17 protein-coding genes are annotated in these 14,133 nt (G+C 68.7%); 11 read left to right on the top strand and 6 right to left on the bottom strand.

Going from position 1 to position 14,133, the window contains the following annotated elements; genetic code table 11:
* Positions 1-94 precede the first annotated feature (94 nt).
* From ettA to ACWCOV_RS26930, 4 genes are all read left to right on the top strand, one after another.
* Positions 95-1,777 carry an energy-dependent translational throttle protein EttA gene (gene ettA, locus ACWCOV_RS26915; protein WP_449832086.1) on the top strand — a complete coding sequence of 561 codons (1,683 nt, stop codon included), beginning with the start codon at positions 95-97 and terminating at the stop codon, positions 1,775-1,777.
* A 201-nt stretch (positions 1,778-1,978) separates the two neighbouring features.
* Entirely contained in the window at positions 1,979-2,281 is a 303-nt protein-coding gene (locus tag ACWCOV_RS26920; protein WP_449832137.1) for an ArsR/SmtB family transcription factor, read from the top strand.
* On the top strand, positions 2,278-2,751 hold the full coding sequence (locus ACWCOV_RS26925; protein ID WP_449832087.1) for an SRPBCC domain-containing protein: 474 nt from the start codon (positions 2,278-2,280) through the stop codon (positions 2,749-2,751). The genes ACWCOV_RS26920 and ACWCOV_RS26925 overlap by 4 nt, the downstream gene beginning before the upstream one ends.
* On the top strand, positions 2,748-3,374 hold the full coding sequence (locus tag ACWCOV_RS26930; RefSeq protein WP_449832088.1) for a dihydrofolate reductase family protein: 627 nt from the start codon (positions 2,748-2,750) through the stop codon (positions 3,372-3,374). The genes ACWCOV_RS26925 and ACWCOV_RS26930 overlap by 4 nt, the downstream gene beginning before the upstream one ends.
* On the opposite strand, the gene ACWCOV_RS26935 is transcribed toward ACWCOV_RS26930, so the two are convergent.
* Complete coding sequence (locus ACWCOV_RS26935; RefSeq protein ID WP_449832089.1) at positions 3,358-4,245, bottom strand: aminoglycoside phosphotransferase family protein; 888 nt, start codon at positions 4,243-4,245, stop codon at positions 3,358-3,360. The two genes, ACWCOV_RS26930 and ACWCOV_RS26935, sit on opposite strands and share 17 nt — an antisense overlap.
* Before the next feature lie 104 nt (positions 4,246-4,349).
* Positions 4,350-4,808 carry a MarR family winged helix-turn-helix transcriptional regulator gene (locus tag ACWCOV_RS26940; protein ID WP_449832138.1) on the bottom strand — a complete coding sequence of 153 codons (459 nt, stop codon included), beginning with the start codon at positions 4,806-4,808 and terminating at the stop codon, positions 4,350-4,352.
* Between the two features lie 146 nt (positions 4,809-4,954).
* On the opposite strand from ACWCOV_RS26940, the gene ACWCOV_RS26945 reads away from it, so the two are divergent.
* Positions 4,955-5,530 (top strand): YceI family protein, encoded by a 576-nt coding sequence (locus ACWCOV_RS26945; protein WP_449832090.1) that lies wholly within the window; start codon positions 4,955-4,957, stop codon positions 5,528-5,530.
* A gap of 42 nt (positions 5,531-5,572) precedes the next feature.
* On the opposite strand, the gene ACWCOV_RS26950 is transcribed toward ACWCOV_RS26945, so the two are convergent.
* The gene (locus tag ACWCOV_RS26950) at positions 5,573-6,172 is read right to left on the bottom strand and encodes a TetR/AcrR family transcriptional regulator (RefSeq protein ID WP_449832091.1); all 600 of its coding nucleotides are present in this window, start codon (positions 6,170-6,172) and stop codon (positions 5,573-5,575) included.
* 73 nt (positions 6,173-6,245) lie between these two features.
* Between ACWCOV_RS26950 and ACWCOV_RS26955 the strand changes: the two genes are divergently transcribed.
* Genes ACWCOV_RS26955 through ACWCOV_RS26965 form a run of 3 tightly spaced genes read left to right on the top strand, consistent with a single transcriptional unit; the run spans position 6,246 to position 9,380 of the window.
* Positions 6,246-7,391 carry an acyl-CoA dehydrogenase family protein gene (locus tag ACWCOV_RS26955; RefSeq protein WP_449832092.1) on the top strand — a complete coding sequence of 382 codons (1,146 nt, stop codon included), beginning with the start codon at positions 6,246-6,248 and terminating at the stop codon, positions 7,389-7,391.
* 13 nt (positions 7,392-7,404) lie between these two features.
* Positions 7,405-8,625 (top strand): acetyl-CoA C-acetyltransferase, encoded by a 1,221-nt coding sequence (locus ACWCOV_RS26960; RefSeq protein ID WP_449832093.1) that lies wholly within the window; start codon positions 7,405-7,407, stop codon positions 8,623-8,625.
* A complete protein-coding gene (locus ACWCOV_RS26965) occupies positions 8,625-9,380 on the top strand; it encodes an SDR family oxidoreductase (protein ID WP_449832094.1) in 756 nt (251 codons plus the stop codon). The genes ACWCOV_RS26960 and ACWCOV_RS26965 overlap by 1 nt, the downstream gene beginning before the upstream one ends.
* Before the next feature lie 3 nt (positions 9,381-9,383).
* Here ACWCOV_RS26965 and ACWCOV_RS26970 read toward each other — a convergent pair whose 3' ends face one another.
* Positions 9,384-9,959, bottom strand: a complete 576-nt coding sequence (locus ACWCOV_RS26970) for a TIGR03086 family metal-binding protein (protein ID WP_449832095.1) — start codon at positions 9,957-9,959, stop codon at positions 9,384-9,386.
* A gap of 53 nt (positions 9,960-10,012) precedes the next feature.
* On the opposite strand from ACWCOV_RS26970, the gene ACWCOV_RS26975 reads away from it, so the two are divergent.
* Positions 10,013-10,987 (top strand): helix-turn-helix transcriptional regulator, encoded by a 975-nt coding sequence (locus ACWCOV_RS26975; protein ID WP_449832096.1) that lies wholly within the window; start codon positions 10,013-10,015, stop codon positions 10,985-10,987.
* Here the strand turns inward: ACWCOV_RS26975 and ACWCOV_RS26980 are convergent.
* On the bottom strand, positions 10,978-11,523 hold the full coding sequence (locus ACWCOV_RS26980; protein ID WP_449832097.1) for a hypothetical protein: 546 nt from the start codon (positions 11,521-11,523) through the stop codon (positions 10,978-10,980). The genes ACWCOV_RS26975 and ACWCOV_RS26980 overlap by 10 nt on opposite strands.
* A gap of 254 nt (positions 11,524-11,777) precedes the next feature.
* Between ACWCOV_RS26980 and ACWCOV_RS26985 the strand changes: the two genes are divergently transcribed.
* Positions 11,778-12,686, top strand: a complete 909-nt coding sequence (locus ACWCOV_RS26985) for an N-acetyltransferase family protein (protein ID WP_449832098.1) — start codon at positions 11,778-11,780, stop codon at positions 12,684-12,686.
* Positions 12,687-12,796: 110 nt separating this feature from the next.
* Positions 12,797-13,681, top strand: coding sequence for a GNAT family N-acetyltransferase (locus ACWCOV_RS26990; protein ID WP_449832099.1), 885 nt, complete (start codon positions 12,797-12,799; stop codon positions 13,679-13,681).
* On the opposite strand, the gene ACWCOV_RS26995 is transcribed toward ACWCOV_RS26990, so the two are convergent.
* The gene (locus ACWCOV_RS26995; protein ID WP_449832100.1) at positions 13,678-14,133 is read right to left on the bottom strand and encodes a MaoC family dehydratase; all 456 of its coding nucleotides are present in this window, start codon (positions 14,131-14,133) and stop codon (positions 13,678-13,680) included. The genes ACWCOV_RS26990 and ACWCOV_RS26995 overlap by 4 nt on opposite strands.

Here is a 14,133-nt window from a genome sequence, read left to right on the forward strand (position 1 = left end):
GGGCCGCGCCGGGTTCCGCCGTACCGATCGCGGATCTGTGGACAATCGAGGGCTGGTTGGGAACACCCTCGCCCGAGCACATAGGCTCTGGGGTATGGCGGAATTCATCTACACGCTTCGCAACGTCCGGAAGGCGCACGGCGACAAGGTCGTTCTCGACAATGTCACGCTGAACTTCCTCACCGGCGCGAAGATCGGCGTGGTCGGGCCGAACGGCACCGGAAAGTCCTCGCTGTTCAAGATCATGGCGGGGCTCGACCAGCCCTCCAACGGCGAGGCGCGGCTGGCCGACGACGCGACGGTGGGGATCCTGCTGCAGGAACCGCCGCTGACCGAGGGCAAGACGGTCCTCGAGAACGTCGAGGAAGGCGTCGGCGACACCAAGCAGAAGCTGGACCGCTTCAACGAGATCTCCGCCGAGCTCGCCGACCCGGACGCGGACTACGACTCGCTGCTCGCCGAGATGGGCGACCTGCAGACCGAGCTCGACCACCGCAACGCCTGGGACATCGACGCCCAACTGGAGCAGGCGATGGACGCGCTGCGTTGCCCGCCGGCCGACGTACTGGTCGACAACCTGTCCGGTGGTGAGCGCCGCCGGGTCGCGCTGTGCAAGCTGCTGCTGCAGCAGCCCGACCTGCTGCTGCTCGACGAGCCCACCAACCACCTGGATGCCGAGTCCGTGCTGTGGCTGGAGCAGCACCTGCAGAAGTACCCGGGCGCCGTCATGGCGATCACCCACGACCGGTACTTCCTGGACAACGTGGCCGAGTGGATCCTGGAGCTCGACCGCGGCCGGACCTACGGCTACGAGGGCAACTACTCGAAGTACTTGGAGACCAAGAAGCAGCGGCTCGTGGTCGAGGGGCAGAAGGACGCGAAGCGGCAGAAGATCCTGGAGCGCGAGCTCGAGTGGGTCCGGTCGAACGCGAAGGCCCGGCAGACCAAGAGCAAGTCCCGCCTGGCCCGGTACGAGGAGCTTGCGGCCGAGGCCGAGCGGGCCAAGAAGCTGGACATCGACGAGATCAACATTCCCGCCGGTCCGCGCCTGGGCAGCACCGTGCTCGAGGTCAGCAAGCTGGAGAAGGGCTTCGGCGACCGCAAGCTGATCGACGGTCTGTCGTTCTCGCTGCCGCGCGCCGGCATCGTCGGCATCGTCGGCCCGAACGGTGTCGGTAAGTCGACGCTGTTCCGGATGATCGTCGGCCAGGAGCAGCCGGACGCGGGCACGCTGAAGCTGGGTGACACGGTCAAGATCTCGTACGTCGACCAGTCGCGCGGCGGGCTGGACCCGAAGAAGACGGTCTGGCAGCAGGTGTCCGACGAGCTCGACTACATCAAGGTCGCGAACTTCGAGATGCCGAGCCGGGCGTACGTCGCGTCATTCGGCTTCAAGGGCCCGGATCAGCAGAAGCCGACCGGTGTGCTGTCCGGCGGTGAGCGGAACCGGCTGAACCTCGCGCTGACGCTGAAGATGGGCGGCAACCTGCTGCTCCTCGACGAGCCGACCAACGACCTGGACGTGGAGACGCTGCAGTCGCTGGAGGACGCGCTGCTGGAGTTCCCGGGGTGCGCTGTGGTCGTGTCCCACGACCGGTGGTTCCTGGACCGGGTGGCGACGCACATCCTGGCGTGGGAGGGGACTGAACAGGACCCGGCGCAGTGGTTCTGGTTCGAGGGGAACTTCGCGTCGTACGAGGCGAACAAGGTCGAGCGGCTGGGGCCGGAGGCGGCGCGGCCGCACCGGGTCACCTACCGGAAGCTGACTCGGGACTAGTCGAAGCAAGAACTTGCAGCGCCCACCTCGCCTCCGGCGAGGTGGGCGCTGCTGTTTGTCGGGGCCGGAGCGGCGGCGGGGTGTGGGTGGGCCGGGGGAGGTGCCGGGGTGGGGGTTGATAGTTAGCTCTTGCGCTAAGTGTTGAGAGGGTTAATACTTAGCTTTGTGGCTCAGTATTTGGCGGAGGTTGACGGGGTGTTCGTGGCTCTGGCGGATTCGACTCGGCGGGGCGTTATTCGGCGGTTGGGGCGGGGGCCGACGAGTGTGGGGGAGTTGGCCAGTGAGTTTCCGATGACGTTGCCGTCGTTCATGAAGCATGTCCGGACGCTGGAGAGCAACGGGCTGATCCGGACGGTCAAGGTCGGGCGGGTGCGGACCTGTGTGCTGAACCGGGAGCGGCTGGCGCTGGTCGACGACTGGCTGGCCGAGCAGCGGCGGATTTGGGAAGACCGGACCGATCGGCTCGAACGGTTCGTCACTGATTCGATGGAGGAGCAGGCATGAACCCGGAGCTCGACCTGACCCTGGAGCGGGTCATCCGCGCGCCGCGCGGCGTGATCTGGAAGGCGTGGACGGATCCGGACCGCTTCGCGCAGTGGTGGGTGCCGGCGCCGGCCAAGTGCCGAGTCGAGCGGCTGGATGTCCGTCCCGGCGGCGCCATGGTGACTCGGTTGAGCGAAGACGGCGAGCGGTTCGGCCCGCATCTCGACGCGACCTTCCTCGTCGTCGACCAGGAGGAGCGGCTGGTGTTCACGAACGCGGTCGACAGCTCCTGGCGTCCCGCGAAGCCGGAGCCGATCGCGATGACGGCCGAGATCAGCCTGGCCGACCACCCGGACGGCACCGACTACCGCATCGTCGTACGGCATGCCGACCCGGCGTCCCGCGCCCTCCACGAGGAACTCGGCTTCGCGGACGGCTGGGGCACGGTCACCAAGCAGCTCGCCGAGTTCGCGGAGGGGGCTGACCGATGAAGCTCGTGCTCACCGAGTTCGTCTCCCTCGACGGCGTCAGCCAGGGCCCCGGTTCGCCGACCGAGGACACCAGTGATGGCTTCACCAAGGGCGGCTGGCTCGTGCCGTACATCGACGAACAGTTCGTACGGCGTACGTCCGGCTGGCTCGACCTGGCCGACGGCATCCTGCTCGGACGCCGTACCTACGAGGCGTTCGCCCGGGACTGGCCGGAGATCACCGACCCCGACGACCCGTACACGGCCCGGATGAACTCCCTGCCGAAGTACGTCGCCACCAACACCCTGACCGAGGGTAGCTGGAACCCCACGACCGTGCTCCGCGGCGACGCCGTCGAGACAGTCGGCAAGCTCAAGACCCAACCAGGACGCGAGCTCCAGATCCACGGCAGCGCACGCCTCGGCAACGCCCTGCTGGCCGCCGGCCTGGTCGACACGCTCAGGCTCGTCGTCGCCCCGACCGTGGTCGGATCGGGCCGACGCCTGATCGAGCACCCGAGCGAAGCCCTCGGCCTCCGGCTCGTCGAGCAGGAGGTGACGCCGAACGGCCTCGTCGTCCTTGAGTACGAGACCGTCGGCGCGGCCCGCGTCGCCGAGTACGAAGGTGTCACGGCCTTCGTGTAGCCAGGTGATCCGCGAGGACCTCGGTGACCACCCGAGGGCTCTCCGGCGAGTCGTAGGTGATGAGCGCCTTCCAGAGCGCCCAGGCGCGGGCACGTGCCCACGTGCCCGCGTCCTGCCGTACGGCGTCCCGGAAGACCTCCCGGGACTCGCCGGAGAAGAACGTGTAGGCGATCACCAGATCGCACGCCGGGTCGCCGACCCCTGAGGTCCCGAAGTCGATCACGGCGGACAGGCGGCCGTCCTGCACCAGCAGATTGCCGCTCGCGATGTCGCCGTGGAACCACACCGGCGGCCGGTCCCACGCCGTACCCAGTGCCGTCTCCCAGACCTCCTGCGAGAGGTCGGTGTCGATTCGACCCTTCAGTGCGGCGAGGGCCTCCATGGTCTCGTCGTGGTAATGCTCCGGCGGCGCACCCCGGTAGAAGCTGTGTGCCCCGGCCGCAGGTCCACCGGTCGCGTCGCAACCCTGCAACGCGAGGATGAACTCCGCGATCGAGCGGGCGAAGTCGGACAGGTCCGCGACGGTGTCGTACGACGAGGTCCGGCCGTCGATCCAGCGCCGGATCGCCCAGTGGTGCGGATATCCACGCCCCGGCTCGCCCTTGGCCACCGCCTCAGGGATCGGTACCGGCAACGCCGGCGCGAGGACCGGCAGCCACTGGTGCTCCTTGTGTACGGCGGCGGCGTAGGACTCGTGGGTGGGCAGCCGTGCCGTCAGGTCGGAACCCAGCCGGTAGGTCCGGTTGTCCCAGCCGTCGATCTTGACCGGAGTCACCGGCAGGTCGGCCCACTGCGGGAACTGGTCGGCGAGCAGTCGTCGTACCAGGGCAGCGTCGATGCCGGCCCGGCCGTCTTGGTGAAAGTCCGTCACGCCACGAGAGTCTTCCCGGCGAGGCGCGGCGGGCTCAAAGTATTTAGCTCTCCGCTACAACGAAGTCCGCTAGGCCGGCTGGGCGCTCCCGCCTGCGTCGCCGGTCAGCGCTGGCCGATGTGCTCCGAGACCGCGTCGAACACCCGGCCGATCGCGGCGAAGTCCTCGGCGGAGGCAAGGTCGACGAGGTTGTCGCGGACACCCTCGACATGAGTCGGCGCGGCCTGCTCGAGCAGCTCGAGACCGGCGTCGGTCAGCTCGGCCCAAACACCCCGCTTGTCACTGGTGCACGACGTCCGGCGGACCAGTTCGGCGGCCTCGAGGCGGCCCACGGTGTGGGTCAGCCGGGAGCGGCTCTGGTGCAGCCGGTCGGCCAGGTCGGCCATCCGGAGCCGGCGGTCGGGCGCTTCGGAGAGCCGGACCAGGATCTCGTAGTCGTTGATGCCGATACCGAACTGCCGCAGGTCGTCGTCCAGCTTGGCCATCAGGCGCGCGGTCCCCAGCAGGTACGCGCGCCACGCCACCTGCTGCTCGGCGTTGAGCCACCGGGTCTCAGTCGTCATCGTCACGGAGCCTAGTGTACCGGGAATGTAGTTGACATTTAAACCGTTGATGCCTACTGTCGTAGTCAACAGGTTGAAATTTGAACTTCCTAGCGACTGCGTCGCCCCCGACCAGTTACGTCCCCAGTAAGACCCGAGAGGAACCCATGAGCGAGACCGTCACCACCGGCGCAACCCCGACCAGCACCATCCCCGGCCTGGTCGCCGGTACCTACGCGATCGACGCAGCCCACAGCGAGATCGGCTTCACCGTCCGGCACCTGATGACCAAGGTCCGCGGCACCTTCCAGGAGTACGCCGGCGAGATCCACGTCAAGGACACCCTGGAGGAGTCGACCACCAACGTGAGCGTCGAACTGGCCTCGGTGCACACCCGCAGCGAGCAGCGCGACGGCCACCTGCGGTCCGGTGACTTCTTCGACGCCGAGAACAGCCCGAAGATGACGTTCGTCAGCACCGCCCTGAAGCCGGAGGGTGACGACTACATCCTGGCCGGCGAGCTGACCATCAAGAACGTGACCAAGCCGATCGAGCTCGCCGTCGAGTTCCTCGGTGTGGACCAGAACGCCTACGGCCAGACCATCATCGGCTTCGAGGCCTCCGCCCAGATCAGCCGCAAGGAGTGGGGCATCGACTTCAACGTGCCGCTCGAGGGTGGCAAGCTGCTGATCGGTGACAAGGTGGACATCCACCTCGACGTCCAGGCTGCGCTCCAGGCCTGACGCAAGCTTCAAGGCCCCGCATCGCGAGATGCGGGGCCTTTGCTATGCCTGGACCATCCGGTGGGCGAGGTCGGCGTACAGCTTGCCCAGCGCCTCCGGGTCGCCCCGGTGCGGCGTGTACCACCGGGCCACGTCGATGGCGAGGGACAGTACGGCGAGCGTCGTACCGGGGAGGTCGTCGACCGCGAAGGATCCGTCGGCGACGCCGGCGTGCAGGACCTCCTCGATCTGGGCGGAGATAGCGCGCCGGATGGCGGCCACCTCGGCCAGGTGTTCGGGGGTGAGGGCGGCGAGCTCGTACTGGACGACCCGCGCGATGGTGTGGTGCTGTGCGTGCCAGGCCGTGAAGGCGGCTACGAGAGAGCGCAGCCGATCGGCCGGTGTCGAGCCGGTGTCGGCAGAGCGCAGTACGTCGAGCGCGGCGGTGTGACCGTAGCGGCTGATCTCGAAGAGCAGCCGCTCCTTGGACGGGTAGTGCACGTAGAGCGCGGCCGGGCTCATCCCGGCGCGGGACGCGATGTCGCGGGTCGTGGTGGCTTGGAAGCCTCGCTCGGCGAACGCGTCGATGGCGCCGGTCAGCAGCCGGCGCGCGGCGGCCGGCTGGACGTGCTCCCACACGAGTGGGCTGGTGACTGCGGACACGTTGACACCTTGCCCCAACCACGCGAAGCTAAGCAAGCGCTTAGCCATCTGTCTCAAATCCACGGGAGGCCCCATGGAACGCGTCATTTTCAACGAGGACCACCACGCTTTCCGGGCCAGCGCGAAGGAGTACTGCGACCGCTCCCTGGTGCCGCGGATGGAGCAGTTCCTCGAGGAGAAGACGATCGACCGGTCCGCCTGGCTGGAGGCCGGCAAGCAGGGCTTCCTCGGCCTCGACGTCCCGGAGGAGTACGGCGGCTCGAGCGTCGGCGACTACCGCTTCAACGCGGTGTTCGCCGAGGAGGTCTCCAAGGTCTCCGCGTCGCTGTCCAGCTGCTTCGGCATCCACTTCGACTGCGCGGCGCCGTACCTGGTGGATCTGGGCACCGAGGAGCAGAAGCGGCGCTGGCTGCCGAAGTTCTGCGCCGGTGAGTCGATCGCCGCGATCGGGATGACCGAGCCGTCCGGCGGATCCGACCTGGCCGCGCTGAAGACGACCGCGAAGCGGGTCGACGGCGGCTGGGTGGTGAACGGGTCGAAGACCTTCATCACCAACGGCGACATGGCCGACCTCGTGATCACCGCGGCCCGGACCGACCCGGCCAAGGGCGCGAAGGGCATCAGCCTGTTCGTGATCGAGGAGGGCATGGACGGGTTCGCCCGCGGCCGGAAGCTGGACAAGGTCGGGCAGACCGAGTCCGGGACATCGGAGCTGTTCTTCGAGGACGTGTTCGTGCCGGACGGCAACGTGCTCGGCGAGGTGGACCGGGGCTTCATCCACATGATGGAGCGGCTGGCGCAGGAGCGGGTCGGCGCCGCGGTGTCGAACATCGCGCAGGCCGCCCAGATCCTGGACGAGACGATCGAGTACGTGAAGCAGCGCAAGGCGTTCGGCCAGTCGGTCGGCTCGTTCCAGTACAACAAGTTCCTGGTCGCCGAGCTGGTCACCAAGGCCGAGGTCACCCAGGCGTACGTCGACAACGCGATCGTCGCGCACGACGAGAACCGGCTTTCCGCCGTGGACGCGGCGAAGGTGAAGTGGTGGAGCGCCCAGGTGCAGAACGAGATCCTGGACGCGTGCGTCCAGCTGCACGGCGGCTACGGCTACATGAACGAGTACCGGGTGGCGCGCGCCTGGCGGGACGCCCGGGTGACCAAGATCTGGGCCGGCTCGAACGAAATCATGAAGGAACTCATCGGCCGCGACCTCGGCCTGTAGGAAGGACCTGGCAATGCCTGAAGCAGTCATCGTGTCCACCGCGCGTTCGCCGATCGGCCGCGCGTACAAGGGGTCGCTGACCAGCATCCGGCCGGACGACCTCGCCGTACAGATGATCAAGGCGGCGGTCGACAAGGCCGGCCTGACCGGGGACCAGATCGAGGATCTGGCCGTCGGTTGCGCGGAGCCGCACGACGAGCACGGTGGCAACATGGCCCGCCGGATCGCGGTGCAGCTCGGCTGGGACAACACGCCGGCCACGACGGTCAACCGGTTCTGCGCCTCGTCGACGCAGACCGCGCGGATGGCCTTCCACGCGATCAAGTCCGGTGAGGGCGACATCTTCGTCAGCGCCGGCGTCGAGTGCGTGTCGCGGTACAAGAACTTCGGCTCGGCCGGCGTGGGCGACCCGAGCTCGTTCAACGAGGCGTTCGCGGACGCGGTGCAGCGGACCGAGAAGTACGCCGAGACCAACGAGACCTGGCACGATCCGCGCGCGGACGGGCAGCTCCCCGACATCTACATCGCGATGGGCCAGACCGCCGAGAACGTGGCGACGCTGAAGGGCATCACCCGGGCCGACCAGGACGCGTTCGGCGTCCGCTCGCAGAACCTGGCCGAGAAGGCGATCGGCAACGGCTTCTTCGAGCGCGAGATCGTGCCGGTGACGCTGCCCGACGGGACCGTGGTGAGCAAGGACGACGGCCCGCGGCCGGGCACGACCCTCGAAGGTGTCAGCGGGCTCAAGCCGGTCTTCCGCCCGGACGGCACGGTCACGGCCGGCAACTGCTGCCCGCTGAACGACGGCGCCGCCGCGGTCGTGATCATGAGCGACACCAAGGCCCGCGAGCTCGGCCTGACCCCGCTGGCGCGGATCGTCTCCACCGGTGTCAGCGGCCTCTCCCCGGAGATCATGGGCCTCGGGCCGATCGAGGCGTCGAAGCAGGCGCTGGCCCGGGCCGGGATGAGCATCGGCGACATCGACCTGGTCGAGATCAACGAGGCCTTCGCGGTCCAGGTGATCGGCTCGGCGCGTGAGCTCGGCATCGACGAGGACAAGCTGAACGTGCACGGCGGCGCGATCGCGCTCGGTCACCCGTTCGGGTCGACCGGTGCGCGGATCATGACCACGCTGGTGAACGGGCTGCAGTTCGAGGACAAGCAGTTCGGCCTGGAGACCATGTGCGTCGGCGGTGGCCAGGGCATGGCCGTGATCCTGGAGCGCCTCAGCTGATGTCGTTGCGGGACCGTACGGCGATCATCACCGGCGCTTCACGGGGAATCGGGCTGGCGATCGCGCAGCGCCTGGTGGCCGATGGCGCTCGCGTCGTCATCACCGGCCGCACCCAGGAGACGCTCGACGCTGCCGTCGAGTCCCTGGGCGGCCGGGAGCACGCGATCGCGGTGGCCGGCAAGGCCGCCGATCCGGAACACCGGGCCACCGTGGTCGCCGCTGCGGTGGCGACGTACGGGTCGGTGGACCTGCTGGTGAACAACACCGGCATCAACCCGATCTACGGCAAGCTGCTCGACGTCGACCAGGCCGTCGCCGCCAAGATGGTGGACACGAACGTGCTGGCCACGATCGCGTGGGTGAAGGCCTGCCGGGACGCGTGGATGCGCGCCCACGGCGGCGCGGTGGTGAACCTGTCCTCGGTCGCCGGCCTGGCGCCGTCACCGGGGATCGGCTGGTACGGCGCGACCAAGGCGATGCTGTCCCGGGTGACGGCCGAGCTCGCGGTCGAGCTGGCCCCGGAGATCCGGGTCAACGCAGTGGCTCCGGCGGTGGTGAAGACCAAGTTCGCCGGAGCCCTCTACGAAGGCCGTGAGGACAAGGTCGCGTCGACGTACCCGCTGAAGCGGTTGGGCACCCCGGAGGACGTCGCCTCGCTGGTGTGGTTCCTGCTGTCGGACGAGGCGTCCTGGATCACCGGCCAGACCATCACGATCGACGGCGGCCTCACCCTCAACGGCGGGATCGTCGGCTAGGACCTACGGCTGACGTCCTTGCCAGCCGGCAAGACGGTCGTACGGCGACGCGTCGTCGGCGACCGGTACGACGGGACCGAACGGGACCTGCCCGCCACGGGTGTCCGCCGGGATGAACTGCTGGACGAGCGGCAGGCAGTGCAGCGCCAGCGTGTCGTCGAGCAGGCCGAGGCGGTCTGTCGCCTTGGCCAGGTCCCACGAATGGGTCGTCAGTTCGCCGGTGTAGGCGGCGATGGCCGCGACGCCCGGGAGCGTGCCCCACGGGAGCTTGCAGATGCGGCCGAGGACGGCGTCGTTCGTCAGCGTGGCGTCCAGCGCCGTACGGCGCTCCTTCCAGGTCGTCGGGATGTCGTCGACGCCGGTGGTGATGTGCGGGATCTCGAGCGGGTCGCCGCCGGTCAGCGCCCGGTCGATGCGGGCGACGACGGTGAGCAGGTGGCCGAGCAAGGTCCGGACGTCGTACTCCGGGCACGGGGTGGGCAGGTCCAGGTCGTCGGGTCCGACGGTGCCGATCATGCGCTGGGTCTGGTCCAGGGCACGGGCGAGCATCGGGCGTGGGTCGTTCACGAGATTGGTCATGGAGACAGCCTCGCGGCAGATATAGGACATCTTCTGTCGCATATTCTGAACCCGTGCGAGCGGACCGGTTGTTGCAGATCATCCTGTTGCTGCAGCGGCATGCGCGCCTGAGTGCACGCGAGCTGGCCGAGCGGCTGGAGGTCTCCACGCGGACGGTGATGCGTGACATGGAGGCGTTGTCGGCGGCGGGCGTACCTGTGTACACGGAGCGCGGGCGGAACGGCGGCTGCGTGCTGCTGCCCGGGTACCGCGCTGACGTGAGCGGGCTGACGCCGCGGGAGGCGCAAGCGTTGTTTGCTTGGTCGGGGCGGGCTGCGTTGTCCGAGGAGCTTGGGCTGCGGGACGCGCTGCAGTCCGCGATGGGCAAGCTGTCGTCGACGTTGCCGCTCGAGTTGCAGGGCGATGCGGAGGCGTTGTCGGGGTCGATCGTGGTGGACCGGCGGCGGTGGTTCGCGGAGGCCGAGGACACCGGGGCGCTACCGGTGCTGCGGCAGGCAGTGGTGACTCGTCGGCGGGTGCGGCTGTTGTACGCGTCGGCGAGTGCTGGGCGGCCTCAGCGCCGTACTGTCGATCCGTGGGGGCTGGTTGAGCAGGCTGGGCGTTGGTATCTCGTGGCGGCGCACCGTGGGGTGGCACGGATGTACCGGGTGTCGCGGGTGCAGGAGGTCGACGTACTGGAGGAGGTCGCGGACCGGCCGGCCGAGCTGGATGTGCAGGCGGAGTGGGAGCGGCTGCGGTCCGGGCTGGAGCAGAACATGCCGGTCGGGGTCGAGGTGGTCGTGCGAGTGCGGCCCGAGGTCGTCGATCAGGTACGGCGGATTGCCGCACCGATGCTCGTGAAGGGGGAGCAGGCGCGAGACGTCCCGTCGGACGACGACTGGCCGCGTCTCGCGATGCATTTCCGGGTGCGTGAGGCTGCTTGTGGGGTGCTGCTCGGGTTCGCCATTGATGTCGAGGTGCTGGAGCCGCCGGAGATTCGCGCGCGGATGCTCGAACTCGCCACCGCCGCGGTGCGCACCTACGGCTGAGCCGGCCGGGTCGCGACGAAGCGCTGCCGGACGATGATGTTGCCATCGGCATCCTCGTCCTCGTTGCGCCACCGGAAGCCGGTCTCGGTGATACCGGTGAAGATCCAGCGAGTCTTGGTGGCAAGGGGTTCGCGGGACTCGAGCCGGATCGAGTCGGCCTCCGCGCGGGCGATGAACGTCATCACGAACGCGGCCTTCGGACCCATCCAGGTGGAGCGGAACGCGTTCAGCTCAGGGTCGTGGATGCGGATCGACAGACCCCACTCGCCGTCGCCGTCGGTGGCGCGGGCGGCCCGGCTCGGCGTGATCCAGATGTCGGCGACCGCGCGCCCGTCGAGGACCCAGGCGAAGTGCCACTCACCCTTGGTCTGCCGGGTGACGTGGCCGTCGTCGTCGTACCAGGTGACGTCGAGGTCCCAGCTCCCGATCAGCGGGGCGAAGGGCCGAAACGCCTTCTCGTACTCGTCTCGCGGCCCGTCGGACACCATCAGCCCGGCGAAGACCTCGGCCGCGGTCGCACCATCTGTAACGCGCATAGTGGCTATTTACCCCTGACTCCCAACTGCCAGTCAAGGGGGTGCGGACCGCCCGCCGCCGGTGACCACGTCGTGTCCCAGCACGATGGCACTTCCGGCGGTCGGGGCGATCAGTCCGACAGCACCGGGCCACTCTAGTGCCAGTCGGCCACACGGCAGAATCACAGCGAGCGCGCAGCTGTTGCGATCGCGTTGCTGTTCGGCTCCGGTGTTAATCCGTGGCGGGTGACCGGTGTGCTGGTTAGGGTCCGGGCATGGCGAACCCGGTGAGGATCAGGCCGGCCGTGGGCGACGACGCCGACGGTGTGACGGCGGTACGGCGCGCGGTCTACGAGTACAAGGTGATGTCGCCGGCCGCGACCCGGCACCTGATCACCGTGTCCGCGCCCGCGGAACGCTTTCTTGCGCTGGTCGCCGAGGTCGACGGCGAGCTGGTCGCCTGGGGATCGGCCGCGTTGAACATCTGGACCAGCGAACCGGGCCAGAGCCACACCTCGATCTACGTGCACCCGAAGCACCGCAACCAGGGCATTGGAAGCGCCCTGGCCGAGCGGCTGCACCAGCACCTCGGCGAGGTCGGCGCGGTCCGGACGCGAGCCTTCGTGCACCCCGACGGTCTCGAGTTCGCCCGCAACCGCGGGTACGACGGCACCCGCCAGATGCACTACTCGCGCGTCGATCCGCGCGTACTCCCCGAGCAGCCGCCGACGCCGGACGGCATCGAGCTGGTGTCGATGGACCAACTGGACCCGCGGCAGGCCTACGTCGCTGACTCGGTCGCCACGCTTGACGAGCCGAGTGACTCGCCGCTGGACTCGATCGACTACGACCGCTGGCTCGAGGAGATCTGGAACGGTCCGGCCCTGGACAAGGCGCTCAGCGTCGCCGCGGTCGCCGGTGACGAGGTCGCCTGCTTCACCGCGGTGGAGACCGACAGTGATCGTGCCTGGTCGGGCATGACCGGGAGCATCCCGGCGTACCGGGGTCGCGGGCTGGCCAAGCTGGTGAAGTCGGTCGCGCTGCGTCGCTGCGCGGCGGCCGGGATCACCTCCGCGTACACGTCGAACGACGACGAGAACGGCCCGATGCTTGCCATCAACAACTGGCTCGGCTACCGCCGCGTGCAAACCGAGATGGGACTACTGCGTCCACTTGGCGGCTAGGTGATCAACGCGTTAAGAATCCGCGCTGAGACAGAGCTGTAACGGGTTTCCGGATTCGGTATGCACCGGGATCGGGTTATGTTCCGGGGAACTTCGCCGAAGGAGTTCGCATGGAGATCAGGCCTGCCGAACCGGGGGATGTCGAAGGCGCGATCGCGTTACATGACGCGCATGCGCCGTACCTGGTGGTCACGGCGGCGGCCCTGCGGCGCGGACTCTCCGGAGCTCCCGTTCCGGGCCGGGGCACGTTCGCCGCGGTGGACGAGGGTGAGGTGGTCGGCTGGGCGTCGACCGCGCTGATCGCCGGATCGGACCCGCTGGACGGGGAGTTGCGCATCCTGGTCCGGCCGGACCACCGCGGCCGGGGGATCGGAACGAAGTTGCTGACGGCAACGCATGAGGAGCTGCGCTCGGCCGGGGCCAGGAGCGCGCGGGTGTTCGCCGAGCCGTCGGCAGCCGAGTGGGCGGCGCGCTGGGGCTACCGGCAGACGCGGCAGGTGCACTACGCCGGGATCGACCCGCGGAAGGCACCCGATCTGCCCGGCGTGCCGTCCGGCGTTGAACTGGTGCCGCTGAACGAAGTCGACCCGCGCAGGCTCTACGAGGCGGATGTGGTCGCGCAGCGCACCAAGCCGGGCGACGCGAAGATCACCTCCCGGCCGTACGACGACTGGCTCGACGGAGTGTGGAAGTCGCCGGCCGTGGTGCTCGACCTGAGTAGGGCGGCGGTGTACGACGGCCAGGTGATCGCGTTCACCCTGGGCACCGGCGACCACACCAAGATCTGGTCGCGGATGACCGCGACGATGCCCGAGTACCGCGGCCGCGGCCTGGCCAAGCTGGTCAAGTGCGCCGCCCTGCGCCGGGCCGCCGAGGCGGGTGTGCAGGCCGCCTACACCGCCAACTACGACGGCAACACCCCGATGATCGCGGTCAACGAGTGGCTCGGCTACTACCGCGTCGCCACCCACGCCGTCCTGATCTGCCCGCTCTAAGGCACCAGCAGTACGACGGTCTCCGCGACGCAGGCGGGCTTGGTGGAGTTCTCCAGCTCGATGACCCAGTTCAGCGAGACCTGGACGCCGGCGGGGGTCTCGGAGGTGTTCGAGATCGAGGCGCCGGCGCGGACGCGGGAGCCGACCGGGACCGGGGCCGGGAACCGGACCTTGTTCACGCCGTAGTTGAGCTTGGCGGTCACCCCGGACACCGAGAACAGCTCGTCGCCGAACCGCGCGATCAGGCTCAGCGTCAGGTAGCCGTGCGCGATCGTCCCGCCGTACGGGCCCTTCTTCGCGCGCTCGACGTCGACGTGGATCCACTGGTGGTCACCGGTCGCCTCGGCGAACTGGTTCACCTGCTCCTGGGTGATCTCCAGCCACTCGGTCTCGCCCAGCTGGGTGCCGACCGCGTGCACGACGTCGTCGATGCCGGTGAAGGACTGTGCCAT

This window comes from Kribbella sp. NPDC002412 (assembly GCF_053592935.1).